Below are 25,611 nucleotides of genomic sequence, written 5' to 3'. Positions count from 1 at the left end.
AATGAGCACGCAAAACAATAATAAACTAACCGTAATTTGTGCCAACATACTCGATTTTGTTGACGACCCTGCCATAGCAGGCGACAACGCCCACCGCTATTTTGAAAAAGGCGCATTAGTTATTCAAAACGGTAAAGTGGTTAACCTTGGTTACGAGCAAGACATACTGCCAAGCTTAGATAAATCAGCCACTATTATTCGCCACGATGGCAAATTGGTTATGCCCGGCATGATAGACACGCACATACATTTACCACAAACCGAAATGGTCGGCGCGTATGGCGAGCAGCTTTTAAGCTGGCTTACAGAATATGCCTTCCCAACCGAAAAAAAGTTTGCCAGTGAAGTGTACTCAAGTGAGGTTTCAAACCGCTTTTTAGATGAGTTATTACGTAACGGCACCACCACCGCGCTAGTGTTTGGAACGGTACACCCACAATCGGTTGATGCGTTTTTTAACGAATCTCAAAAACGTAATTTACGCATGATTGCCGGTAAGGTAATGATGGACCGTAATTGCCCTGACGATTTATCAGATTGCGCACAAACCAGTTACGAACAATCAAAAGCACTCATAAAAAAATGGCACAATGTTGATAGGTTGAGCTACGCGGTAACGCCTCGTTTTGCGCCTACATCAACCCCCGAACAACTGAAAAAATGTACTCAATTATTAGAAGAATACCCCGACACTTACCTGCATACGCACTTATCTGAAAACAAAGACGAGTGTGAATGGGTAAAAGGGTTATTCCCAGAGGCCGATGACTACTTAAGTGTTTACGAGCAAGCTAAAATGGTGCGTAAACGCTCTGTATTTGCTCATAGTATCCACTTATCTGAGCGCGAGCTTTGCTGCCTTGCAGATAACAACGCGGCTATCTCGCACTGCCCTACCTCTAACTTATTTTTAGGCTCAGGCTTATTAAACTTAAAAGCCTGTGAAGAGCACGGTATAAACGTAGGCATGGGTACAGATGTAGGCGCAGGAACAAGTTTTTCTATGCTGCAAACAGGTAACGAAGCGTACAAAATTCAACAGCTTCAAGGTCAAAAATTCTCAGCTTTTAAGGGCCTATACTTAGCAACTCTTGGTGGTGCACGGGCGCTTGATTTAGAGGGCACCATAGGTAATTTTGCAATAGGTTGCGAGGCTGACTTTATTGTAATGGATTACGCCGCCACCTCGTTTTTAAAATTCAGAATTGGCCACGCAAAAACCCTGCACGAGCAACTTTTTGCCATGATGATGCTAGGCGACGACCGCTGCATTGAACAAACCTACATAATGGGTAAAAGCGTATATAAACGCGATGATAAAAAACAGTTTACAGCCACCCAGACACCGCAATTAGAAGAGGCTTAGCCAATGGAAAATTATTTATTTGAGCTTGCTCACTTAGTATTGCGTTATTTTCATGTAATTGCGGGCATAGCCTGGATTGGGGCATCATTTTATTTTGCATGGCTTGATAACAACTTACAAACACCACCCCAGTGGAAACAAGACAAAGGTATAAAAGGCGATTTATGGGCCGTGCACGGCGGTGGCTTTTACGAAGTGGCCAAGTATCAAAATGGCCCTGAAAAAATGCCGCACACCCTGCACTGGTTTAAGTGGGAAGCCTACACAACGTGGATCACCGGTATTTTATTATTTAGCCTACTTTATTATGTTGGCGCCGATGTTTACCTAATCGATAACAGTAAAAGTGAGCTAAGTAAATTTGCCGCTATTGGCGCATCGCTTGGCTTTATTGGCTTAGGGTATGGTGTTTATCGATTATTGTGCAAAACCCCGCTCGTTGAAAACGGTAAAGCGTTTATTGCTGTGGTCATTGGCATATTGGCCCTTTGGACCTACGGGGTTGACCAGCTATTTAGTGACCGCGCGGTGTATATTCATGTAGGTGCGCTTATTGGTACGTGTATGGTTGGCAATGTGTACCACATTATTATGCCAGGGCAACGCTACATGGTAAGCGAAGTAGAAGCTGGCCGCATTCCTGATTCAGAACCGGGTTTAAAAGCAAAGCTGTGCTCTATTCATAATAACTACGCTACGTTACCAGTGGTATTTATTATGCTGAGCAACCACTTTCCTTATACCTACAGCCACAGCTTTGGCTGGCTTATATTAATTGCGTTATTTGGCATTGGCATGTGGATACGCCATTACTTTAACTTAAAGCACCAAGGCGTTAATAAACCTTCAGTACTTGTAAGCGGTATTGCCGCCTTTTTTGCCCTAATGCTTGCTATAGCTCCATGGCCTACCAGCCCAACAAATGCAGGCGAAAACGCACCCTTACAAGCAAGCATTACCGACACTCAAGCGTGGGATATAATCAGCAAGCACTGTACACAGTGCCACAGTGAAACACCTACATCAAAGCTTTTTCAAACAGCGCCACTTGGCTTTAAGCTCGACTCTATCAATGATGTAAAAAAAGCCAGCACGCTTATTCATACCCGCGCGGTTATAACCAAAGACATGCCATTGGCAAATATGACCAAAATGACTGATGCTGAACGCGAAACGCTAGGCTCTTGGCTCACAGCGCTTAAAAAGGAGCAATAACATGAGCGAGCAATTTAAACACTACCCGCGCGATTTAATTGGTTATGGCTCACAGGTGCCCCATGCAAATTGGCCCAATAAAGCCCGCATAGCCGTGCAAGTGGTATTAAATTACGAAGAAGGCGGCGAAAACTGTGTATTACACGGTGATGCAGCGGCCGAAACATTCTTGTCTGAAATAGTCAGTGCTCCGCATGTAGAAGACCGCCACATAAGCATGGAGTCTATTTACGAATATGGCTCGCGCGCAGGCGTGTGGCGCTTACTTAAACTCTTTAAAAAATACGATATACCGGTCACCATTTTTGCAGTCGCAATGGCCCTTGAGCGCCATCCCGATGTAGCTAAAGCGTTTGTTGAGGCAGGACACGAAATTGCAAGCCATGGTCTGCGCTGGATCAACTATCAACATATAGATAAGCAAACCGAGCGCGAGCACATGCAAAAAGCCATTGAGATCATTCAAGCACTTACCGGTAAAAAGCCTAAAGGCTGGTACACCGGACGCACAAGCCCAAATACTGCTGCCCTAGTGGTAGAAAATGGCTCGTTTTTATATGATGCCGATGACTACAGCGACGACTTACCCTTTTACAGCATTAAAGAAGGTAAACCACAGTTAATAGTGCCCTACACGCTTGATGTAAACGACATGCGCTTTGCTGCTGTGCAAGGCTTTAATGCCGGCGATCAGTTTTATAATTATTTAAAAGATGCATTCGATACGCTTTATGAAGAAGGCGACCCACAAGGTGAAAACACCCCAAAAATGATGTCGATAGGGCTGCATTGTCGCTTAATTGGCCGCCCTGGGCGCATTAAAGCCCTCGCACGTTTTTTAAAATATGCCCGCTCGCATGAGCAGGTATGGTTTGCCACGCGCGAGCAAATTGCGGAGCATTGGCTTAAAACCCATCCATACAAATAATTATAATTATGACGACGCTTCTAAAATAATGGCATTGTAAAACATAAAAAGCCCAGCTTAGCTGGGCTTTTGTTACTCTAAGGGGGTGTTACTTAGTTAAATGTTACTGTGACGATGTTAGAACATACGTTATCAGAAACACATAATTGGTAATCGTAGCTAGAAAGTGAAGCACCACGCTCGTAATCACGGTAGCGGCCGTTATCCGACGTAGTATCAATTAGCTCACCATTACGGTAAACGTTCATCGATTCAGCTCCTACTGTGCCCCAGCTAAGATCTACACGCATAGTACCCAAGCGTGATTTATTAGCGCGTTTTAATGTAAGCTCAATATCTACATCACTAACAACAACCGTTTGCATATACGTACTCGTATTACCTTCGCTGTCTGTTACGGTTAGTTCAACGTTGTAGCTGCCAGAGCCGGCATACACATGAGTTGGGTTTTGATCAGACGATGTTGCACCATCACCAAAGTTCCAGCTCCACTGTGTAATATCGTTATTAGCATCAGTGCTTGAATCTGTAAACATGGCCGTTAAGCCTTCTATTTCAGCGTTAAAGTTAGCTTGTGGTGGCTGAGGAGTAACCTCTCCAATAGCACTAAAAGTAAGGGACCAACCATTAATATTACCCGTGTCTAAGCCAGCTGTATCTACAACGCTTAATGTCCAATCGCCTGTTGCAACTTCACCGTTAAATGCGCTTGATGTAAATGTTTTAACAATATCGTCGTCACTGCCACCTTGGTTACTTTGTAACGTAACTTCAGAGCCTTGAGCTGATGTTAGCGTCAGTACCAAGTCACCAGACCAAGTATGTGTAATGTTTACATCGGCAGAAGTGCCAAAAAGAGTTAAATCATCAGCAACGGTAATTACAGAGCTTGCACCTTGTGGATCGTTATCTGGAATAGATACGTTTTCATCACTGCTATATGTAAAATCGTTTAAGCCCGCAGGCTGTAGCATTAATGACACAGTTTGTGTTTTTAACTGCTGATCTGTACTTGCCTCAACAGTAAAATCATAATTACCCCAAGGCGTATCATCAAACGTATTTACAGTTAACACAACTTCATCACCTGGGCGTGCCGTAGAAGCACTTAATGTTGCCCCCTCTAAACCAGCGCTAAGAGAAAGCGCTACATCGCCATCCCACTGCGCAATCGAACCAATTTCAAACGTGTAGGTAACCGTGTCGCCAACAGTTGCTTGCTGAGTTGTTGGAGTAACCGATAATTTAAAGCCAGGTGTAGGGTCAGCATCTAATAATGCCTGGTTTGCATTTAAACGCGTACCTGCAACTGTTTTACCTGTTAAAGCAGTATTAGCATCGCCGCTGCTCATTAATAACTCTTTTAACTCTACGGCTGTTAAATCAGGGTTTACTGAAAGAACAAGAGCAGCCACACCTGCAACATGTGGAGTTGCCATTGAAGTGCCAGAATAACTAGCGTAACCGCCACCTGGAATAGTTGAAAGAATAGCGCTACCCGGCGCGCCCATATCAACACTTTCTAGGCCCCACTGTGAAAAACCAGACATGTTATCACTGCTATCGGTACTTGCGATCGATAGCACGCTGTCGTTTTCGTAGTTAGATGGGTAGTGCGGGTTTACATCGTTGTCTACTGCGCCGTTACCTGCAGCAGCTACAAATAAAATGTCTGCATCTTCACTGGCCGTTATCGCATCGGCTAAAGCTTGGCTATAACCGCCTCCGCCCCAGCTATTATTTAAAACGCGTAAGTTAACACCTGAGTTTTTAAGACCAACCATGTAGTCAATACATTTAATAGCATCAGACGTTGAACCACTACCTGAAGCATCTAAAAATTTACAACCAGCAATAGATACATCATGGTTTACACCCACAATACCTTCGTTATTGTTACCACTTGCACCAATGGTTCCTGAAACATGCGTACCATGTCCTTCATCATCCATTGGGTTACCTGTGTTAGTTATGGCATTAATACCATGAACATCATCAACATAACCGTTACCGTCGTTATCAATTCCATCGCCAGCAATCTCACCAGGGTTAACCCAAGTATTAGCTAAAAGATCGGGATGACTGTAATCAACACCGGTATCAATTACACCAACAACCACATCTCTACTACCCGTAGAAATTGACCATGCTTCAGGTGCATCAATATCGGCGTCAGCCACACCACCAGTTTGACCTTCGTTATTTAAACCCCACAGGTCACCAAAACGCGGATCATTTGGCGTAGTGGCAATGCTTACACGGTAGTCTGGCTCAACATACTCAATAGCCTGATGAGTTTTAAGGCGTTTAATCGCCTCTTTAGTACTCATACCCGTTACTTTAAATTTAGCTAAGCGGCCTGAAAGTAAAGACTTATAGTTATCATCAACCTCATCGCTGTTCATGTCAGAGATTTTGGCTCTTACTAACGACCGAGCTTGCTTACGCATTTTAGCTGACACATTTTTTTTGTATTTAACAATAAGCGAATCACTGCTTGCAGTTACTGATTGCTTAATACTTGTTTCTGGTAGTTGCGCAGCAGCTAAACAAGGAACAAGCGCAAGTGTAATAATAGATAATTTTGTTTTCATTGTTCTATCCATAGTTGATTAAGCTTAAAAATTTAAGCAAGTTTACTGACAACATCGAATAAGAAAGATCACATGGCATGTACCCAGCAAACTAACAAATCAAAAATTACTCAAGTCTTTAAATTGGAAACAATAAAAAATCAACATTTTTGACCAGTAGCGCAACTAAAAAAACACTAAAAGCAGTCTTTTTTATGAGCCAAATTCTTATAATCGGACACTTAAATAGATCAACAATTTTTACTGGTTTTTTAATAAAACAGTGAGAATAAAAATATAAGTACCATAACCAATTGTATTAAAACAATAAAAAAATTGGTAAAAAAAGATGATTTAAGAATTAACAATTCAAGAATACAGTGAATGTGCATTTAAAAAACGCAACACAACATTGAATAACATTTAGATCACAACTTTATACCGGCACGGCATGCTGGAAACGCGAATACTCTATATAAACAAAATAACGTAGGGCATTCGGTATTTTTATTTCAAGGAGAAAATAATGAAGTTAAATAAATCACTTTTAAGCTGTGCAGTGGCAATTGCAATGGGCACAAGCTTCTCTACCTTTGCAGATACAGCAACTAAATCTGGCTCAGTATCTGATTTAAGCACAAAAGTGTCTGTGCAAAGCACGAGCAATTCAATGGTACTTGCGCAAACCCAAGTAGGTAACACAGCATTACTGCTGCAAGATGGTGATGGCAATGCAATGCAGGTTACCACCATTGGTAATGACAACACGACCGAGGTATCGCAATTCCAAACAGGTAACTTTGTAGAAGTAACCACCGTTGGCGATAACAACGTACAAATATACTCTCAGGACGGTTTGTACAATGGTGCTTTAACTACAGTCACCGGCAACAATAATCAGCTTTATGTTTCACAAGAGGGCGAAGGTTTATTTTTTAACAATGAAGCAATCAACTCTATTGTGGGTGATGACAACATTGTTGATATTGAACAAGGTACAGGTGGTCATTGGTTTTACAACATGGACATGCAAGGCAGTGGCAATGAGCTAAGTGCATTACAAACTGGTGAATGGCATGAAGCTGTAATTACAAGCGCTACAGGCGACGATAATGCAGTAATGGTAGAGCAAGATGGCTTTTATAATACGTTCAGAGTGACTTCGCTACAAGGTAACGATAACGAGTTAGACATTGAGCAAGTTGGCGACCAAAATGCTGTAACACTTACAGATCTTTACGGTGACAATAATGAGTTTGGTGTTGAGCAAGAAGGTGCTGACAACACAATTAATTTCACTGCTATTGTAGGTAGCGATAACGAAGTAGGTATAGACCAAGAAGGCTTGGCTAATAATGTTGATTCAGCTTTATTTGAAGGCGAAAACAACGAAGTAATGGCGATGCAAAATGGTGACTTTAATACAACAACTGCGGAGTTAATTGGTAACGATAACGAACTTACAGCCATTCAAAATGGTAGCGAAAATGAAGCATACATGGGCGTGTTAGGCTCAGATAATGAATTTACAATTAGTCAATTTGGCGATGTTAACTCAGCTCATTTAGTAAACTTTAATGGCTTAGGAAATGATGTAAACCTCACCCAACTTGGTGAAGAAAACATCGCCGTTGTTGAATCATCTTACCCTGATGTTTCACTTACATCTAATGAAAACGACATCGAAATTACACAAGATGGCTTGCAAAATGAAACCATGGTTACACTTGCAGGTATTCTTGATAGTAACTTTAACCAAATTGATATTGCGCAAAATGGCGACTTTAACCTTATCGATATGATGGTAGAAGGCAGTGGCCACAGCATAGATATTTCTCAAGAAGGTGAAAATAACTGGGTTGTTGGTACTGAGCAATCACCGTTTTTAGTAGGTGGTGAAAACGTTACATTCAATGTAACTCAACTTGGCAATGACAACATTGTTGAGGGTGGTGTTATTGGTGTTAATAGTACTGTAACGGTTACTCAAATTGGCAACGGTAATACAGCCACAATTACACAAATGTAATTAATAACAATGAAGGGGAGCTTTAACTCCCCTATTTTAAACTATGAAAATAAATAAAAAAATCACTCTCCTGCTATTACTCGCTTTGTATTTGGCCCCTCCAGGTGTTGCTGCAGATGAACTTGAAATTGATGGGCTGTTACTTGATAGAAGCATTAGCCGATTTGGGCATCAATTTTACTATGAATTTTCAAATTACTGGCGAGACTTACCTTCAACGGCTGGTTTTAACATTGAAATCAAAGAAACAGTAATACCTAAAGCTGGAACAAAGCTTACCTTAGTGATGAACAATCAAACTATATATGCAACCTATTTAGGGCGCAGATTAGAGCCATTAGATGCACGCGTTGAACAAGCGGTCTATACGGTGATTGATGCAATGGCTCGCTCAAACATGGCTACATCTTCTAAAGATATGGCTTTAAATGGATGGTAAAATGAAAAAAATAATATTTACAATAATAACAACATTATCCTTTTGCGCATCAGCAACTGAAATGGTTTATACCCCAATAAACCCAAGTTTTGGCGGTAACCCACTTAATGCCAATATGCTATTGAGTAAAGCACAAGCCCAAAATAAACATAAAGCGCCTTCAATCGAAAAAGGCTACGCTGAACAATTTCAGGACTCACTTGAACGTACTTATTTAAACCGTATGGTACGTGAAATAACAGACATGGCCTTTGGGGAAGATATAGAAGACAGTATTTTTGACCAAGACTCAATTTTTATGAGTGGCGATTATCAAATTGAAGTCATCACCAGCACCGCTGATACCATTACAGTCAAAATAACAAATATTATTGATGACACCGTCGTGATTATTGAAGTACCGAGGTTTGGATAATGAAAAAAATAATAACAATAGCAATACTATTACTGCTAAGCGGTTGCTCAACATTAGGCAAATTAATTCCACCGTCACAACAAAATGCAATGAGCCTTGAGCCAACAGAAATATTCAGCGATCTAAAAAACTTACCAAAGCCAGCAGGCAGTATACCGGTTTCAGTTTACTCATTTAGAGATCAAACAGGCCAATACAAACCCCAAACAAATGTAAGTTCTTTTTCTACTGCCGTAACACAAGGCGCTAATTCTATTTTAGTACAAGCGCTTCATGAATCAGACTGGTTTACACCGGTTGAACGAGAAGGTCTGCAAAATATATTAACGGAAAGAAAAATTATTCGGGCAGCCCAATCAGAAAACCCAAACAGTGTTGAGCTCCCTCCATTAACCACCGCTAAAATAATTTTAGAAGGCGGTATTATTAGCTACGATACCAACGTAAAAACCGGTGGTTTAGGGATGGAGTACTTTGGTATTGGCGCCTCTGAGCTTTATAGAGAAGATGCTATTTCAATATATTTACGCGCCGTAGACGTACGAACAGGCCAAGTGCTATTGAGCGTTGCCACCAGCAAAAAAGTACTAAGCCAAGAAATGAGAGCAGGCTTTTTTAGATATGTAAGCTACAAGCGCCTTGCCGAAGCCGAAGGTGGCTTTAGCGACAACGAACCCATGAGTATATGCGTTACTCAAGCAATAGAAAAAGCACTGACCGACCTGGTTACAAAGGGCATTGATAAAGGCTTATGGGCTCAAAAAGCAGCTTAATATTTTATTTTAAAAAACTAAAAAGGCTACATTACGTAGCCTTTTTTATGTGGTTTATGTTGTTATTTAGCCGCAATAAGCTACTTACTCATAGGTAATAATACCGCTACATAACGCTGGGCCCAGTTTGCAAGCTCTACTCTATTTCGTGAATTTGTTTTTTTGAAGGCACTATACAAATGCGTTTTTACGGTGTGATCACTTATATTAAGTTTATCCGCGATCGTATTATTACTCGCGCCTTGAGCAATTAAATGAATAACCGACTTTTCGCGTTTGGTCAGGTGAGCATAATCGTCTTGCTTTAAAGTAATATCGTCTTTTAAAGAGTTAAAAGACGAAGCAACTAATAAAATATCACTAAATGCTTTAGAAATTACTTTTCGGGTAAACCACAGTTCATCGGATGTGATCCTAACTAACCCCTTAAAAATAACTTCTGGCGCATCCGATTTATAAAAAACACCATTAACATGATTTAATAGTAAGTTTTTTTCGCAAACAGCCTCTTGCTCAACATTAAATAAAACAACCTTATGCTTTTTTGCTAAACAAAGTAAATCAGCAGGTAATAAATCAAGCCAGTTATTTTTAGCACCATCAATTAAATATAAATCAAACTTGTCGCGCGCGTCAGGTTTAGGCAATGCATCATCCATTTTTATATCACCAAAAATAGCCTGCATAGTTTTTAATATAATTGTGTAACTTTCACAGTGAAAAGAAGATTGAAAGGTGGTTTTAACAAATACGGTGTGCGGTTTTAGCATAGATTTCATCCTTGAAACTTTGATACTAGATTAACTAAAATATCCGAGGTTTACAATGCGATTTTAGTATTAAGAATAAAGAGAAAAAAGCAGCGAAAAAATTAATACATATAAATAACAATAGCTTAAAAATTAATTTATACTATACCTCATATATTATACTGCTCTGATCTGTTGAGCATTACCTATTAGCTTTATCTCAATACTCAGTACTGAAAAATTATACTGAGCCGTTATTTAAATTTTCCATAAATAACGACCACACTTTAAAACGTTATATTTTTGCCTTTAATTTATTGAGTGCATCAACAGAGAAACCACGGTCGTAAAAATATAATATTTTCCCTGTGCTATCTATAAGAATAACGCGCGAATTGTTAGGACTTTGGTTACCAGTAAACTTTTGCACCGCTTCACCGTCTTTATAAATAGTAATAACACCACCCCATAACTCTTTAGGAATCCCTTTGCGCATACCATTATCAATAAACGTGCTAAACATTCGCGGTGCCATGCCGGCAATGGTAGGTAACTCATAGGTAGGGAGTGTTACACCTGCCATATCTAAACCGATTAACCAGCGATCAATATCAAACTGGCTATCTTGTTTATAGCCTATAAGCAGCAAGGTTTTTTCAGTGTTAAAATCACTCGGAATAACAAATTCTTTCTTCTCTAAGCTTTCGCCAGTAATCGTTGGAAATTGCTTTCCGACAACTTGCTGATTAGGGTATTGCGATGCGCAGCCAGTTATTAAGAGTAACAAAAGCATTGTAAATATTGATCTAATCATTCTAATTAGCCTGTTTGTATAATAAATTTAGCTGCTTATACGCTTTAAAAAAGATCGTCGATCTTTTTTAAAGCGTTTGCTGTGCTATATACCGTTTAAATTTATCGACCTTCATTGGCCGGCCGTATTTCCAACCTTGCCCATAATGTACACCCGCGCTTTTTAACATAGCTTCTTGCTCAGTTGTTTCTATTCCTTCAGCTACACAGGTGTAATTAAATTTACGCACTAACTCCATTATATTAGGGATCATAGACGCTTTTAAACCTTGCGTGGCTATATCTTGTACAAAAGTTCGGTCTATTTTTAACTGGTGGAAACTTAAATTTTGTAAATTTCTTAAATTAGAATAGCCAGTACCAAAATCATCCAGCGACAAATTAAATCCAGAATCAACCAGCGTTCTAAAATGAGCATGTGCAATGCTAGTATCGAGGTACTCGTCTTCGGTTATTTCTAGGCAAATAATAAAGCGTGAATTAATAAGTGCAGGTTCTTGTGTCAACAGCGATACATTTCCAAGCTCTACATCGCAAGGAAATATATTAATAGACACTTTAAAACCCGTTGGTAAATCGTCCAACTCTGTAAGCTCTTTAAGCACTTTTGCTACCATTGCTTGAGTAAACGACCACGTTAAATTATTTTTTCGTATCACCGGAATAAACTCATCGGGGTATAGTGGCCCGTATTTGTCTTCAAAGCGAGCTAGCACCTCACAACCAATTACTTTACCTGTGTGCAAACAAATAATAGGTTGGTAAGTCCAATAAAATGAGCCCTTTGTTAAGCCTTTACGCACTCTATTATTAGTAGAGCGACGAGCGGCAATTTGATAATCCACTATTAGCGCGCTCGACACACCCGTTAGGCAGGTTAATATAAGAGAAATAATCAGCAAAAATTGATTGTCAGCGAAAAACTCACTCCATGGCGTTCTAACCGCAACGCAATATCCTGTATTTTTATCGCTGCACATAAGTGCGGTTTCAAACGGTATTTGTTTGTGGCTTGCAAGCTCTTTACTCAAGCCGCTTTTACCTGCCAAATGAAATGAATCAGAACCCGTTTTATACGTTATTTCCCAGTACGGTGCTGCAATGTTACTGCGACTAATGGCTGCAGTATCCATAATTAAATTATAGTTACCCTGCCTAACTATCACGACTTGCATTATTCGTTCTTCAAAAAGTAAAATTTTTAACTTAGGCTCAAACCGAACTCTGATGTTATTGTCGTTTTTACTTTCAAGATTGTTACGAATATAGTCGGGGGTTCTATCGTTTATTGGGGTTTTTAGTACACCCGAACCTGTGGTACAAACAAGCTGGTTATTTTTAAAAAAGCCGATATCTACAACATACTTGGCATCAAAAAGTGCACGCCGCATTTCAAGTAAGTTTTCGTCGCTACACTCAGAGAAGTTTAATGCATTTAAAGGAAAAAGAATTTGGCGTCGCTCGCTTACAGCAGCGTCTATGTGGTTAACAATTTGCTTTGCATCTTTTTGTATTGCGGCCGCTAATTTGTGCCCAGCAAAATACAATAAAACTAGGCTACCCACTACAAAAACCAAAACACCGGTTAATACTGCAATTAATGACTTTTGTTGGTATTTTTTCATTATGTCCTTATTGCCTATAAAGCATTCACTATCAGTGTGTTCTCCATCATTGCATAATCAGCCTTAAATGCAAATAAGCTCACAATATTCATAGTAAATAGCGTAGTTATAATTTAAGCGTTAGCGTTAATTAAGCATCAACTTCATTTATTAAATTACACACTAAACCCGCTATTTTAGCATGGCTATTGGCTTCTATATGTACCCCATCAATGGGTGAAACAGAAACGATTTTTTGTAAATCATAAAAGTTGGCATTTTTAATACACGCTACATTTTCAAACTCTTTACTCAAAGCTAGGTTTTTACTCGGTGCGCCCTCGTAAACATGTTTATATTGCCCTACACAACTAACATAGGGTGGGCTCAATATTATGAGCTTAGGTTGTTTATAACCCTCGTAAAACCCTTCAATACCGTCTATTAAATTTGCTAAGCCATTCCCTATTTGCTCGGGCGTTAATTTAAAGCGCTTTTTTAAATCGTTAGTACCCAGGGCTATCACTATAGCAGTCAAAGAGTGCGCTTCTAAAAGCGGTTTTAAATAACTTACCCCCGATAAGTCCCCATTAAATGGTGGATTATTCACAAGCGTACGATTAGGCTGCCCTGCTTCTATAATAGCAAATTGGTCACCTAGCCTTTCTGCTAATACCGACGGCCACCTTACTTTTTCCTCAAAACGCTTTCCCGTTGCGGGGTTTAATCCCCACGTATTTGAGTCTCCAAAACATAAAATAGATTTTTTCATTAAAATGGATTCAAAGTGTAACCTTGCTGCTGAAGTTGAGCATGCGCGGTCATAGCAGATAAAGACATGGTAACGCCTTGTATAAGCTGTTTAGGCGTTACTTTAAAGTGAGTAGCCGACTGCCCGCACACAAATACCTGCGTGTTATTTGCCAATAATTGTTTTATTAAGCTTGCGTTTTTATTATCAACGTTAAAGCGTTTTTTATATTCATCGTTCGATAACACATCTACACTTGCACCACCATGTACAACTAATGCTAACTTAATGTTCTCTGGTTTAATGCCATGTGCAACATGCATATTTATAAAGCGGGCAAGTGAGTTCATCGCATTATTTTGCTCGCCTTTTTTAGCGCCATCGGCCACATCAAACGCTATTTTAAATTGAGTCGAATCATTAATCGCTGCATGCTCTGGTACTTTATAGTAATAACCAAAACCGTTAATAGGTTGCTCATTAGCGAAAGATAATGGGCTTAACAACAAAAGTAATAGTAAATATTTCATAAACAATCCTTTGGCTTTTTTAGTGTATAAATAAAGTACCAGATGCTTTGTACAAAAGGCAGTTATTCACGATAAAGTGTGCGAACTTTTATGATGATGCGTTAAAAAACGCATGCCTAAATAACTAAATGTGTTTTTAAACATCGCAACAAAAGCATCTGGCGCCTCACTCGACGACGCATTCGACAGCAACGAAAAATCTTTACTGCGCAGTAAACGTAACTTTGGTTTTAAATGTTCGTCATCCATGTAATCGGTGATTCTGTCTATGAATGTTTTCATTTGTGTTGTGGTGCTATACCAATACACTGGCGAAGCAAATACCCAATGGTCGTAATTTAAAAGTGATTCAAAAAGCGAGAAAAATTCATCATCAGTATATTTTTTACTGTAACTGTAAGGCGGTATTTTAAATTCATCTAAACACACAATATGCAGCTCATTTTGCTCAGCAAAACTTTTAACATGTGCGGCTGTGTTACCATTTTTTCGTGCCGATGAATAAATAATAACGGTGTTACGACTAAGTTTTTGTTGCATTTTTCCAGCTCCTTTTTTAATGTTGAAGGGAGCTTAAAACCTCAAGTTATATTGAGGTCAATACATGGAATAAAATTAATGTCTGCTGAGCAAAAAAAGCTGATCGACGCCACTTTAACAGTAGGTTACGTAGCAAAAAGAAGTGGTGTAAAAGTGTCTACATTACACTTTTACGAAACTAAATATTTAATAAAAAGCTGGCGAAACAGCGGCAATCAACGCCGCTACAAACCCGACGTACTTCGCCGAGTGGCCGTTATAAAAGCAGCACAAGCCATGGGCATTTCGCTAGACGATATAAAACAAACACTTGCCTCACTCCCCGATAACCGCACGCCCACTAAAAAAGATTGGTCTGCGCTTTCAAAACGCTGGCAAGCTCAATTAGATGAACGCATAGCGTATATGCAACGCATACGCGACCGCGTAGATGGATGTATTGGCTGCGGGTGTTTATCACTTAAAAGCTGCCCTATTTATAATAAAGACGATCATTTAGGGAGTGAGCAAAGTGGAGCAGTATTGTTAAAAAGTAAATTATAATAAATTTGAAAGTTAAATTGAATTTATTTTTAATTAAGCGAGGTTAAAAAAGGAATAATTAATATATAAAATCTTAATATTTTTATTATTGCAATAATGATTATATAGTATAAAAAAGCCTTTCTAAAATTCATTTAGAAAGGCCAAAGCAATTATTTTTTACTTGTTAACTCTTTAACAATCGCATTCATTTCTAAAGGCATTTGAGCCAATATAGCGTCATGATCATTTGCTAAAACAAGATCTTTTTCAATAAAAGACACTACTTCTAAATCTTTAACGTTAATTACGCCACCAAAAGCCGTTACGCGTCTTACGCCAGGTACTGGAATACCGCCAGTGCTGTCTACATGCAAAACAATTACATTTTCAAAAGAAAAGTCTTTGTCATCAATAACACCCGAGCTTTTAAGTGCTTTAGTTAACTTTTCCATAGAATACTGTAAGTCAGTAGCAATTCTTTCACCGTAGTAATTTATTTTATAGTCACCTTTATTTGCACCACGGCGAATACTTTCACCTAAAGTCCAAGAAAGGTTGCCTACAACACTGTATAGCTGCTGAGCAGAAATAACTGAAGCGCCATATTGACCAGCAACACCCGCAGTAATAGCTAAACCAACTTCACTGCTGTTACCTGGCACGCCATGTAATGAAACCGGAAAAATCAAAGCTGGGTTATTAGTAGATAAATTGATTGGTTGTTCGTATTTGTCATTAACTTTTAAATCAGTTGTCATACAACCTGTTAATATCAAAGTACTAGAAAGAGTTAGTGTAGTTAAAACTTTTTTTAATAAAGTATTCATTTTCATCCTTTTAATGTTTATTTTTTATCCCGCGCAGAATTATACAAACCATTTCAAAAAAAACAACATTAATATAACAAAAATATTTATTGATAATAAAACAATAAAAACATTCTTATAAGTAAAAATACAACAGCATTAACTATACCAATAAACAGAATAATAAAACTTAACATTCCAAATTAAAAACTGTATTAAATCGACATTTTAAATATTTTACATATGATGGCTAAAAATTTGTAATTATAGTTACGCCTAGTAACAACATGGTTTTATTAACATTTAAAAAGGCTCATTAAACTAAAAACCAATAAAATTAAAACTTAACCTTTAACTTTGAATATGAAAGAATTAGTAAGGTAATCTTGTTTTATGTCAAACAACAAAGGTTCAACGTATAGCTAAACCAATATACTCAAAAGACAACTGAACCAGATGGTAGTAAATGCCTTTAATTATTGATTTCCTGCCTACTTCGGCGGTATATCACATGTTACATTTAGCCTACTTTCATAGTTATTGATAGCCCTTTTTAAGCTGATAATAACGGTATACAAAGTTGAACTTTCAATAATTCAAAAGGAACTTGAACGTGGCCATTATAGGAATTGATTTAGGCACAACTAATAGCGCATGTTGCGTTTGGAAAGGCACAGAGTTAATACAAATTCCCAACCGTTTAAATAAATTTTTGACTCCTTCAGTCGTCACTATTGACGATGAAAAAAATATCATCGTTGGTTCCACCGCCAAACAGAGGTTGATCAGTCACCCGCTGAATACAGTTGCAGTTTTCAAACGCATTATGGGCACAGAGCATGCGATAGAAATTGGTAGTCATGCGTTTACTGCCCCCGAGCTATCTTCTTTTGTTTTGCGCTCACTTATCGAAGACGCAGAAGCTTTTTTAGGCGAAAAAGTAACAGAGGCAATAATTAGTGTTCCTGCTTACTTTAACGAAAACCAACGATACGCAACTAAATTGGCAGGTGAGCTGGCAGGAGTTAACGTAAGAAGGCTAATAAACGAACCAACAGCAGCAGCTATGGCTTATAGTTTAAATGATCGCCAACAAGGTACCTTTATGATTTTAGATATGGGTGGCGGAACATTCGATGTCTCAATATTAGAGTACTTTGAGGGCGTTATGGAAGTTCATGCTAGTGCCGGAGATAATTACCTAGGTGGTGAAGACTTCGTTTATGCCATGTTTGAACAGCTATGTTTAGATAATAACTTTGATAAACAACAGTTTTCTCGCGAAGAACGACAACAAATATTTATGAAGTTAGAAATCATAAAGTGCAATATTGACAATGACTTAGATCATCAATTACAACTATCGTATCAAAACAAAAAATATAAACTTACAATAGAGCAACATTGGTTTTATCGTGTAATAACTCCTCTGTTAATCAGGGCGCAACACCCTATTAATCAAGCCCTACGCGACGCCAACTTACACCCTAATGACATTGATGACGTAATTTTAGTTGGAGGGGCCACCAAGCTTAAAGCCCTGCGGTCTATGGTGAGTAAACTTTTTGGGCGTTTACCTTCTTGCAATTTAAACCCTGAGCTAGTCGTATCAATAGGCGCTGGTGTTCAAGCTGGGCTGGTAGAAAAAAACACAGCCTTGGATGACATTGTTTTAACCGATGTATGTCCCTTTACGCTGGGCACTGAGATACTTGATGATTTTGATAACCCAGGCCAAATGCTTCCAATTATTGAACGCAACTCTATTGTACCTATTAGTGTTGAACGAGATTTATACACATCCAAAGACTATCAAACGACAATGCGAGTTAACATATATCAAGGCGAACACAGACAAGTACATAGAAATATTTGTTTAGGTGAATTAAAAATAAGCGTGCCCAAAGACAAAGTAGGAAAACAACCTGTTACAGTTCGTTACAGCTACGATATGAGCGGGCTGCTAGAGGTCGACGTTAAAGTAAAAAGTACCGGAAAAACTTACAACAAAGTAATTAATAACGCCCCAGGCGCATTAACTGATGAGCAAATCAGTCGTGCTAAAGCAACGCTAAGTCAACTAAAGTTTCACCCTAGAGACAGCGAAAAAAATCGGTCATTAGTAGCAAGAGCCGAACGTATTTACAGTTGCTCTCTTGGTTCTAAAAGAGAAGACGTGGGTCAACTAATCTCTCGTTTTGAACATATACTAGATAACCAAAACCCAAGAGAGATACAACAAGCTCAGGTAGTTTTTAGTGAAGCTTTAGACTCGTTTGATAGCGAACGTTGGTTCTAATGATTGACTGGGAATTACTGCAAATAGAACCAACAAGTGATATTGGTTTAATTAAAAAAGCTTATGCTGCTCGTGTCAAAGTTATTCGCCCTGACGAAAAGGCTACGGAGTTTTCTGCACTTCACAATGCATACAAAAGCGCTATTAAGCACGCAAAGAATGCTATGGATCAGGAAATAGAAACTTCTGAAGACCAAACGTTTTTCTCAAAACAAGATGAGCAAGCTCATTTTTCTGGTGAGAAAACACCATTTTTTAATAAAAACGAATACCTTGCAGATCAACAAGGCGCGGGTAAATCATATACTAATTGCCATCAGCATCATGAAGTATTTATTGAGAACTCATTTCACAATCTAATTAACAAAAACGAACAAAATGTTTTAGAAGAAACAACAACTCCTGACTTGTCAGATAACCAGCAAATTACAATTGAAAACCTGGATGACATATTACAAATATGTGACGATATACTATCTGAAGACGATGAACATGTTCAATTTCAGCGCTGGAATCAATTCAGCCAGAAACAAACACTACTTAATAAAAAAACTCACTTCAAAGTAAGCATATATTTGATTAATGCATTTTACTCTTTAATTAAGGCTGTCGGTGATGGCAAACCCCATGCAAAATACTCAACTGTAGGGCTGGGAACTCAATCAATAATATTATTAAACAACACATTTTTATGGCAAGAAGAACAAGAAACACTAAAAGCGTATGTAAATTCAAACGCATTATACTCAATCTTGGAATACATTGATAATGAAACGCCTAACCATAAACCTCTATCAGCGGTCCAAGGTGGTATCAGTGCTCTCAATCGATACTCTAAAGACGAAATCGCAATGTACGAAGCAGCTAAATCAAGCTTTTTTACTTTAAAAGCGTTGTTTATGATGTGGTGTTTTGTCCTGTTAGTTACTTTCTGTGCTTCATTGTTTACAACACTAAACGGTCTGCTATTTCGCCCCTCAAACTTTCAGAACTTTATGCTCGTATTAAGCCAGTTCATTGTATGTTTTAAGCTCTATCAAAATAGTAAATTAGCGTTTAATTGTGTTTGGCTTATTGCAGTTATCGCCTTGCTATTATTTCCTTTTGGTACCATATGGGGAATATTCGCAATTCGTAAACTTAGAAAAGCACGGCATTATTTTAAATTTGCTAACAACCCACCGATAACTAAATGACAAAAAGCGCATTATTTATATCGATAAAATAAAGTGTTTTTATAGTTCCCATAGTTTGCAAAACACTTACTATCTTAATTTTTAAAACAGCTCATAACCGTTTTTTAAGTACATCTATTTCTTCTTGAGAAAAATCAAGTCCAAGCTCACCATTTGTGTATGCACGAATAAGTTGCTGAGTTGCTAATTTGTCGCCACTACTTGATGCTTTCCTATACCACTCAACTGCTTTTGTATTATTTTGTCCTAAAAAAGGACCATAACCGAAGGCATATGCTAACCCCATAGCTCTTTGACTTTCAATATGACCTAATTCTGCTGCTTGTAACTGATATTGAAGATGTTCTTTTATCATCGCTCTTTGCTGGTAAAAATTAGACAAAACAACAATAGCTTCCACATTTTCCAAGTTGGCAGAATCTTTTAAAAGGCTAACCCCACTTTCTTCATCTAATTTTGTACCAATACCATTTAAATACAAATGACCTAATCGTACTTTAGCAAAGGAAACCCATTGCTTTTCTTTGGCATTTTCCAAAGCAGCAAGAGCAAATTGAAATGCTAACTTTGGCTGGTTGTTGAGTTCATAATGATATGAAAAAAATGCAAGCGATCCAGAATGGTCTTTAGCTTTTAAATAATTGAGGATTACTAATGCTTTTTCTTTTGATTCTTTTTGAATGTGCCCAAAATAAAATTGCTTTGCCAGATTAAAGTTTTCTGTATCTGAACGTTTTACAATATCTGACCTGGTAGTTCCATCATTGATCACTCTAGTCTGACCAACAGAAAATAAATTACCATTTAGATTTTTTACAAGCTTTTTTGCTATACCATTTACTGGCCATATGTGCGCTCTCTCGGGGTTAACACTAAAGACACCAGATGTAAATTCTGTAATATTTAGGAAAACTAGATTCCCTCGCTTGTCTCTTACGAAATAACTATCCGCAGGCTTTCCTTTAAGCGAAAAAAGTAAGTTATCATCAATAGAGAGTAATTCATCTACTGAAGGTATACGCCAATTTCCAATTCCACAATATTTAACTTCATTTAAATATTTGATCACATTTTTGATACTACAGGCTTCAATATCGCAAATACTAGGATTATCAACGTGCACCTTACTTTCCCAACTAAAAATGGAATTACCATCATTGTTTTTATTTAGCCACATTAGCCCCGATACTTCATCAACTAAACAATCATTTGAACTGTTTTTTTCTATTCCTTTTATATCTATACCCATTTCAGTAGCCAATAATTCAGCTATATCAGTTAAATTCAGTTGAATCGCCCAGTCTAATGCTGTAAGTCCATTACTATCTTCTAACTCTAACAGCGCTTTATGAGTACTAAACTCTTCAACAAAATTTAAGTCTGCAACAGATACGGAAAGGTGCAGTAATGAAATTTTATTGACTCCATAACGCTTTTGTAACATTTCAGAACTGGATTTTTTAATTAGTTCCTTGACTAAATCATGTTGTTTAGCAAGTATTGCCATATATAAACTGGAGTAAACATATTTTTCCTCGTCAAAATGACTCTCACTTTCAACTAAGCCATTAGCTAATTGAAATCTACCCTGCTCAATTAAGTAAGCAATTAATGGCATGCCATCAATTATTTGAGCTTGACCTAATCTAATTAGGCTGTTGTGATATTTACCAATATCTACGTATTGAAAAAGCGCCTTTAAAACTTTACCGTCAGGTTTATAATTACTTTCCAAAACCAAACTAACTAGTTTTGCTTCTTGCTCATTGCTTAGTTGTTGAGTTAATACACTCAGTATTAATTTGTTAGCTTTTTTAACATCACCTTGTAATATGTAAGCCTCTATAAAGTCAATTTTCAGATCTTTCGATAAATTGTCATTATTTGGCGATACATACTGTATGACCAGGCCTTTATCTTTAACCGCGTCCAAGAAGAAAACAGCTGCATATGAGTTCAATTTATTCCTGAAGTCAACATGTTCAGAGTTAACATAACTCAGTTCCAATAATGAATTTATAACTTCTCGATAAGCTAACTCATCACCATACAGTAGAAGGCTGCTTCTTAGTGATTCATAATCACTATCTGAGAGCATGTTTCCATAATCTGATATAAGTTCATTAACAGCTAGACTATTTCCACTTTTAGCTGCCAATAGTAACAACTCTCTCCTATTTTTATGCTCATCTAAACTAATATTATTGCCATAAAAGTCGTATTCATTATCGACAATATAATAAACGGCAGGTAAGTGCCCTTTTTTCGCTAAGATTTTTATATTGTCGTAAATATCATTCTTTTTTTTATTAGTATCTGCCTTTAAATAAAATAAAGATCGAATAAACAAAATATGGAGTGGTTCTGCATCTCGGTAATACTTTTTAATTAATTTGTCGAACGTTTTAGAGCTTTTTAAATTTTCAGGAAAAAACAAGTTAAGGTTTGTTATATATTTATTAGCTTTATATTCAGAAAATGTGTTCGTTTCTGGATCACTCAATAATCTGTAATTAAGGATTAAATCGGGAAAGTAATTTGAATTGCTTAAAAATAATGAGCTAGAAAGCTTGTCACGTGGATTTTTATAAGCATCGTAGTTTAACAAATACTGCCAAGTCTTTTTTTGCGATCTCGCTGACTTTTCGTAACCACTTATAATATCATCTCTTTCCAACTTACCATTGTCAATTAAATACTCCAGCAGGCTGATATGTTGACTTTCAATGGCACTTTGCAAAATACTTGAGTTTGCATTTTCTACTACAACCCTGTTTTTATTAATAATAGAGAGTAAACTTTTATAATCTTCGTTTTCAATTTTTTCTATCCACTCTTCCCTGCTAAATACCTCTGCTTTAGAGCAAGCTAAGATCCCTATCATAAAGGTACATAAAACCACTATTCTTAATTGCATTTGTTATCTCCGTATAACTTCAGCATTTCCTTGCTTTTAGAATTGTAAACTGTTTGATAAACAGATTTACCTTTAGAGTTTTTCACACAAACCGGGTAACCATTTTTTATCATCCACTGACTTATCTCAGGAGATTGATTAATTGCGAAAAATAACAACGGCTCAGATTGATATCGAACATCAAACCTAGCTCCGTGTTCAACAGCAACTTTAAATAGATCTAAGCGGAAGCTACGAATAATATGAGCTATTAGTGGGTAATCAGGGTCAATTGAATCATTAATATCTATCCCATTATTTAATAGATATTCTAAAACATTTTTATCGTAGGATAATGACGCCCGGATGATCCTATTATTAGTTGCAACATCAGATTTAACTTTGTAGCCCAATCGTTTAAACATTTTAAAAATATTTGTAATTTCTTCAATATCAACTGCACGATTTCCTTTGAATTGTAGTAAAAATTCTAAATAAATTGACTGCCCTTTGAATAACCCTTTAGTATTTACACCCATACTTTTCAATGCTTCAACACATTCTATAGTAAGATCTTTATCTATAACTTTTTCAAATAATGTTTTTCCTTTTATATCTGTAATGTCTTTAGGCAAACCGTTATCTAAGTAACGTATTAAAGTTGGGCAAGAAAAATAGCTCTTTTTTGGTAGAAATCTTAGCTCAGATAAATTAAAACCAAGTTTTTTATACGTTTTTAATAACTCAGCAGATCCACCATCTTCACCATCTGGGAAAATTTTTCGATAAAGAGCCCAATTATTCTGATAATTTGCAAAGCTAGGGTGTGAAGATATAATTTTAATTACTGAATGTCTGAAACTAAGATATTCAGCTGTTAAGAAGTCTAATGATAAGTTATTAATTAAATTTTCTATAATTGCTTCGGAATAAGGATAAGAAAAAAGTTCTCGCTTAAATTTATGTAAATTTTTGTTTTTCAGCGCAGTTTGTAACCTTGCGGGTGTAGCACTATTAGAATATTTTGGGCTGGCTTCAGATTTATACTCCGTCAATATAGATTTAAATAAAGTAGATGCCCACCCTAAACTTTTAACTTTTTCTTCCAGTACTTCAGAAAGCTCAATACCTTTTGTGTTTTCTAGTGATAATACAGATACGCCATGTGATTCAATATAATCAGTAAAATAAGAAAAATCTTCAGACTCTATAGACTCAAACAAAAAAGCAATTTTAGCTTGGTGACTAAACAAGCTTCCATCATCTAATAGGTAGTCCCAGTTTATTTCTTCATCTTCTTGAATCATATTTATTGATGTAATAGAACAGCTAACATTATTTTTTACTAAAAGATACTTAGCTCTTTCAAGCTCTCGCCCATAACTTTTAGTTATAAAGAACGCACATAATTTATCTTGAAACCAAGGTTCACGAATAAAAAAATCATGGGAAGCATTATTATCTGATAGAAAAATTTTAATATAGTCAGTATTTTCTAGTTGTTGCTTTATTAATGATTCAAATCTATCACTTTCAAGGCCAAAAGCTTCAAAGAAGCTTAGTTTTTCTAAGAAATAACCATTTTTTTTCAACTCTTCGTCGAATATAATTAAAAACTTCGATTTATCTATATCAATAAAACCATCAGAAAATAAAGATCGGAGAACATTAGGATGCTTGTCTATTATATCCACTAAAGCATCCAGCTGTTCATCCTCACTTAAATTATTAATTGTGTTCCATATCTTTGAAAGCAAGTTTTTATCTGACGTTCTCGAAAAAAAACAAAGCAGCTCATTTTTATTCAAACCACCTATATATATGTATTCGAGCAAATACATATATTTATTTACTTTATCATTGCAACCATTTATTAAACCTAACTTCGCAGCATCTTCTAATACCTTTGGCATAAAAGCGTAGTACCATTCTAGTGGAGCTGCTGTAATCTCAAAAAATACAATTGGCTTCATCTTGGCCTCATGTAATGGGATATTGTAATTCGAAACTAAATTACGAACTAAGTATTGATGATCAACACTCATCGCCCACTCAAGTAAATGTAACCTCGAAGACTCATTTAGAGCATTAATATCAATCATTGAAATTTGCTTTTCACTGTAGGGAACAAATAGCTCAAGATTCTGTACTATATTGTTTAACTCTTCATATGGTTTACCGTCAATAACTAAGTCAGTTTCAGGTTTTGTTTGACTAAGTACCTTAATGTTCTTTTCAACCATCTCTAATTCATGTTGCTCTAATTTAATATGGCCTAAATCAAACAAATTCTTGAGTAATTGACTTTCAAATTCAACATATTCACTATTCAGAACTAATTTAACATCTAATTGACTTCCATGTAATTGATACCAAACGGATGTAGCTTGCTTGCTTATAAAAGCATTAGTGTATGGAAATGGTTGTATTAGCTCAGGATTATTTAAAAAAGCCTCTTTCGCCATATTTAAATACTCTAATGTAAAGTTTTCGCTAGATTGAAATTTTATCCATGCATTGAAAATACGCAATCTATCAACCTTTTCGTTACTTCTATCTGTTTCAGAAAAGTTTTGAACTCTAAGCTCTTTAACAAACGACTCTATTAATGAGGTATTCCCACTCTCCATAAAACGAAGAAGCATTTCTAATTTATCAATATTTTCATAGTTAGATAGATCTACACTTTGGGCTGTTTGTAATGCAGCATCATATTCTTTATTATCTAATTCGAATATGATTGCGTCTTTATAAACTGTTTGTTTTAACCACCCGTTAGATATCCAAGTAGCTATTTTGTCTTTATGATAACCTTTCTTAATTAACCGTGAATAAAGATCTCGCTGACTGTCAGCATCTAATTTTTCACTGTAACCATTTTTAAATCTAGCAATTAAATCTTTTTCTGAGAGGTAGTTTGCAGCAAATGAAGGGGTTAGAAAGTTTTGAGCTGTATGCTCAGAGATTATAGAGTTTGAGTTTACATCAAATGAGAAAACAAGCCCGTAAAAAAGGAGCCATTTTAATAACCTTTCCATTTACCATCCTTAGTACATATTGAATTTTTTATTAAAATAAAAATCATTCCATGAATTAGATTAATCATAATAAAAGTAAAAGTAAAAGTAAAAGTAATACTACATAAAAATAAAATTTACTTATTA

The 25,611-nt window shown here is 36.9% G+C and carries 20 protein-coding genes; 10 read left to right on the top strand and 10 right to left on the bottom strand.

Annotation, left to right across the window (positions count from 1 at the left end; all coding sequences use genetic code 11):
* Position 1 precedes the first annotated feature (1 nt).
* The 3 genes from guaD to puuE are packed head-to-tail and all read left to right on the top strand — an operon-like array spanning position 2 to position 3,509.
* Positions 2 to 1,366 (top strand): guanine deaminase, encoded by a 1,365-nt coding sequence (guaD, locus tag AC27JL_RS04430; RefSeq protein ID WP_487194911.1) that lies wholly within the window; start codon positions 2 to 4, stop codon positions 1,364 to 1,366.
* Positions 1,367 to 1,369: 3 nt separating this feature from the next.
* Positions 1,370 to 2,581, top strand: a complete 1,212-nt coding sequence (locus AC27JL_RS04425; protein WP_487194910.1) for a urate hydroxylase PuuD — start codon at positions 1,370 to 1,372, stop codon at positions 2,579 to 2,581.
* A gap of 1 nt (position 2,582) precedes the next feature.
* Positions 2,583 to 3,509 (top strand): allantoinase PuuE, encoded by a 927-nt coding sequence (gene puuE / locus AC27JL_RS04420; protein ID WP_487194909.1) that lies wholly within the window; start codon positions 2,583 to 2,585, stop codon positions 3,507 to 3,509.
* A gap of 92 nt (positions 3,510 to 3,601) precedes the next feature.
* On the opposite strand, the gene AC27JL_RS04415 is transcribed toward puuE, so the two are convergent.
* On the bottom strand, positions 3,602 to 6,103 hold the full coding sequence (locus tag AC27JL_RS04415) for a S8 family serine peptidase (RefSeq protein ID WP_487194908.1): 2,502 nt from the start codon (positions 6,101 to 6,103) through the stop codon (positions 3,602 to 3,604).
* Between the two features lie 505 nt (positions 6,104 to 6,608).
* Between AC27JL_RS04415 and AC27JL_RS04410 the strand changes: the two genes are divergently transcribed.
* Genes AC27JL_RS04410 through AC27JL_RS04395 form a run of 4 tightly spaced genes read left to right on the top strand, consistent with a single transcriptional unit; the run spans position 6,609 to position 9,738 of the window.
* On the top strand, positions 6,609 to 8,111 hold the full coding sequence (locus AC27JL_RS04410) for a curlin (protein ID WP_487194907.1): 1,503 nt from the start codon (positions 6,609 to 6,611) through the stop codon (positions 8,109 to 8,111).
* Between the two features lie 43 nt (positions 8,112 to 8,154).
* Positions 8,155 to 8,550, top strand: a complete 396-nt coding sequence (locus AC27JL_RS04405) for a curli production assembly/transport protein CsgE (protein WP_006792600.1) — start codon at positions 8,155 to 8,157, stop codon at positions 8,548 to 8,550.
* Positions 8,540 to 8,965, top strand: a complete 426-nt coding sequence (locus AC27JL_RS04400; protein WP_006792599.1) for a curli assembly protein CsgF — start codon at positions 8,540 to 8,542, stop codon at positions 8,963 to 8,965. The genes AC27JL_RS04405 and AC27JL_RS04400 overlap by 11 nt, the downstream gene beginning before the upstream one ends.
* The gene (locus AC27JL_RS04395) at positions 8,965 to 9,738 is read left to right on the top strand and encodes a CsgG/HfaB family protein (protein WP_006792598.1); all 774 of its coding nucleotides are present in this window, start codon (positions 8,965 to 8,967) and stop codon (positions 9,736 to 9,738) included. The genes AC27JL_RS04400 and AC27JL_RS04395 overlap by 1 nt, the downstream gene beginning before the upstream one ends.
* An 80-nt stretch (positions 9,739 to 9,818) precedes the next feature.
* Here the strand turns inward: AC27JL_RS04395 and AC27JL_RS04390 are convergent, their stop codons facing one another.
* From AC27JL_RS04390 to AC27JL_RS04365, 6 genes are all read right to left on the bottom strand, one after another.
* Entirely contained in the window at positions 9,819 to 10,508 is a 690-nt protein-coding gene (locus tag AC27JL_RS04390; RefSeq protein ID WP_487194906.1) for a helix-turn-helix transcriptional regulator, read from the bottom strand.
* Between the two features lie 274 nt (positions 10,509 to 10,782).
* Positions 10,783 to 11,301 (bottom strand): hypothetical protein, encoded by a 519-nt coding sequence (locus tag AC27JL_RS04385; RefSeq protein ID WP_006792596.1) that lies wholly within the window; start codon positions 11,299 to 11,301, stop codon positions 10,783 to 10,785.
* A gap of 67 nt (positions 11,302 to 11,368) precedes the next feature.
* Positions 11,369 to 12,925: an EAL domain-containing protein gene (locus tag AC27JL_RS04380; protein ID WP_305472862.1), complete on the bottom strand. Its 1,557-nt coding sequence runs from the start codon at positions 12,923 to 12,925 to the stop codon at positions 11,369 to 11,371.
* 130 nt (positions 12,926 to 13,055) lie between these two features.
* Complete coding sequence (locus AC27JL_RS04375; protein WP_487194905.1) at positions 13,056 to 13,676, bottom strand: SGNH/GDSL hydrolase family protein; 621 nt, start codon at positions 13,674 to 13,676, stop codon at positions 13,056 to 13,058.
* Positions 13,676 to 14,185 (bottom strand): DsrE family protein, encoded by a 510-nt coding sequence (locus tag AC27JL_RS04370; RefSeq protein WP_138739529.1) that lies wholly within the window; start codon positions 14,183 to 14,185, stop codon positions 13,676 to 13,678. Before AC27JL_RS04370 ends, AC27JL_RS04375 begins: the two co-directional genes overlap by 1 nt.
* Positions 14,186 to 14,251: 66 nt before the next feature.
* Complete coding sequence (locus AC27JL_RS04365) at positions 14,252 to 14,725, bottom strand: flavodoxin family protein (RefSeq protein ID WP_487194904.1); 474 nt, start codon at positions 14,723 to 14,725, stop codon at positions 14,252 to 14,254.
* Positions 14,726 to 14,803: 78 nt separating this feature from the next.
* Here AC27JL_RS04365 and soxR point away from each other — a divergent pair, with 78 nt between their 5' ends.
* Positions 14,804 to 15,268: a redox-sensitive transcriptional activator SoxR gene (soxR, locus tag AC27JL_RS04360; protein ID WP_487194903.1), complete on the top strand. Its 465-nt coding sequence runs from the start codon at positions 14,804 to 14,806 to the stop codon at positions 15,266 to 15,268.
* Between the two features lie 152 nt (positions 15,269 to 15,420).
* On the opposite strand, the gene AC27JL_RS04355 is transcribed toward soxR, so the two are convergent.
* A complete protein-coding gene (locus tag AC27JL_RS04355) occupies positions 15,421 to 16,077 on the bottom strand; it encodes a hypothetical protein (protein ID WP_010556879.1) in 657 nt (218 codons plus the stop codon).
* 592 nt (positions 16,078 to 16,669) lie between these two features.
* Here AC27JL_RS04355 and AC27JL_RS04350 point away from each other — a divergent pair.
* Together AC27JL_RS04350 and AC27JL_RS04345 are read left to right on the top strand one after the other, a co-directional pair.
* Positions 16,670 to 18,355 (top strand): Hsp70 family protein, encoded by a 1,686-nt coding sequence (locus tag AC27JL_RS04350; RefSeq protein WP_487194902.1) that lies wholly within the window; start codon positions 16,670 to 16,672, stop codon positions 18,353 to 18,355.
* A complete protein-coding gene (locus tag AC27JL_RS04345; protein ID WP_487194901.1) occupies positions 18,355 to 19,551 on the top strand; it encodes a hypothetical protein in 1,197 nt (398 codons plus the stop codon). Before AC27JL_RS04350 ends, AC27JL_RS04345 begins: the two co-directional genes overlap by 1 nt.
* A gap of 91 nt (positions 19,552 to 19,642) precedes the next feature.
* On the opposite strand, the gene AC27JL_RS04340 is transcribed toward AC27JL_RS04345, so the two are convergent.
* Together AC27JL_RS04340 and AC27JL_RS04335 are read right to left on the bottom strand one after the other, a co-directional pair.
* Entirely contained in the window at positions 19,643 to 22,468 is a 2,826-nt protein-coding gene (locus AC27JL_RS04340; protein ID WP_487194900.1) for an ankyrin repeat domain-containing protein, read from the bottom strand.
* The gene (locus tag AC27JL_RS04335; RefSeq protein WP_487194899.1) at positions 22,459 to 25,485 is read right to left on the bottom strand and encodes an ankyrin repeat domain-containing protein; all 3,027 of its coding nucleotides are present in this window, start codon (positions 25,483 to 25,485) and stop codon (positions 22,459 to 22,461) included. The genes AC27JL_RS04340 and AC27JL_RS04335 overlap by 10 nt, the downstream gene beginning before the upstream one ends.
* Positions 25,486 to 25,611 lie beyond the last annotated feature (126 nt).

Source organism: Pseudoalteromonas sp. 4NS20-0020 (assembly GCF_057554385.1).
The sequence above is the reverse complement of the archived record's forward strand: the minus strand, read 5'-3'. Positions and strand labels throughout refer to the sequence as shown.

What these genes read in the sequence shown, in the direction of transcription:
- AC27JL_RS04335 (WP_487194899.1), bottom strand. Translation starts at nt 25,485, where the DNA reads ATGGAAAGGTTATTAAAATGGCTCCTTTTTTACGGGCTTGTTTTCTCA.
- AC27JL_RS04345 (WP_487194901.1), top strand. Translation starts at nt 18,355, where the DNA reads ATGATTGACTGGGAATTACTGCAAATAGAACCAACAAGTGATATTGGT.
- AC27JL_RS04390 (WP_487194906.1), bottom strand. Translation starts at nt 10,508, where the DNA reads ATGCTAAAACCGCACACCGTATTTGTTAAAACCACCTTTCAATCTTCT.
- soxR (WP_487194903.1), top strand. Translation starts at nt 14,804, where the DNA reads ATGTCTGCTGAGCAAAAAAAGCTGATCGACGCCACTTTAACAGTAGGT.
- AC27JL_RS04395 (WP_006792598.1), top strand. Translation starts at nt 8,965, where the DNA reads ATGAAAAAAATAATAACAATAGCAATACTATTACTGCTAAGCGGTTGC.
- puuE (WP_487194909.1), top strand. Translation starts at nt 2,583, where the DNA reads ATGAGCGAGCAATTTAAACACTACCCGCGCGATTTAATTGGTTATGGC.
- AC27JL_RS04380 (WP_305472862.1), bottom strand. Translation starts at nt 12,925, where the DNA reads ATGAAAAAATACCAACAAAAGTCATTAATTGCAGTATTAACCGGTGTT.
- AC27JL_RS04405 (WP_006792600.1), top strand. Translation starts at nt 8,155, where the DNA reads ATGAAAATAAATAAAAAAATCACTCTCCTGCTATTACTCGCTTTGTAT.
- AC27JL_RS04385 (WP_006792596.1), bottom strand. Translation starts at nt 11,301, where the DNA reads ATGATTAGATCAATATTTACAATGCTTTTGTTACTCTTAATAACTGGC.
- AC27JL_RS04400 (WP_006792599.1), top strand. Translation starts at nt 8,540, where the DNA reads ATGGATGGTAAAATGAAAAAAATAATATTTACAATAATAACAACATTA.
- AC27JL_RS04425 (WP_487194910.1), top strand. Translation starts at nt 1,370, where the DNA reads ATGGAAAATTATTTATTTGAGCTTGCTCACTTAGTATTGCGTTATTTT.
- AC27JL_RS04355 (WP_010556879.1), bottom strand. Translation starts at nt 16,077, where the DNA reads ATGAATACTTTATTAAAAAAAGTTTTAACTACACTAACTCTTTCTAGT.
- guaD (WP_487194911.1), top strand. Translation starts at nt 2, where the DNA reads ATGAGCACGCAAAACAATAATAAACTAACCGTAATTTGTGCCAACATA.
- AC27JL_RS04370 (WP_138739529.1), bottom strand. Translation starts at nt 14,185, where the DNA reads ATGAAATATTTACTATTACTTTTGTTGTTAAGCCCATTATCTTTCGCT.
- AC27JL_RS04415 (WP_487194908.1), bottom strand. Translation starts at nt 6,103, where the DNA reads ATGAAAACAAAATTATCTATTATTACACTTGCGCTTGTTCCTTGTTTA.
- AC27JL_RS04410 (WP_487194907.1), top strand. Translation starts at nt 6,609, where the DNA reads ATGAAGTTAAATAAATCACTTTTAAGCTGTGCAGTGGCAATTGCAATG.
- AC27JL_RS04340 (WP_487194900.1), bottom strand. Translation starts at nt 22,468, where the DNA reads ATGCAATTAAGAATAGTGGTTTTATGTACCTTTATGATAGGGATCTTA.
- AC27JL_RS04375 (WP_487194905.1), bottom strand. Translation starts at nt 13,676, where the DNA reads ATGAAAAAATCTATTTTATGTTTTGGAGACTCAAATACGTGGGGATTA.
- AC27JL_RS04365 (WP_487194904.1), bottom strand. Translation starts at nt 14,725, where the DNA reads ATGCAACAAAAACTTAGTCGTAACACCGTTATTATTTATTCATCGGCA.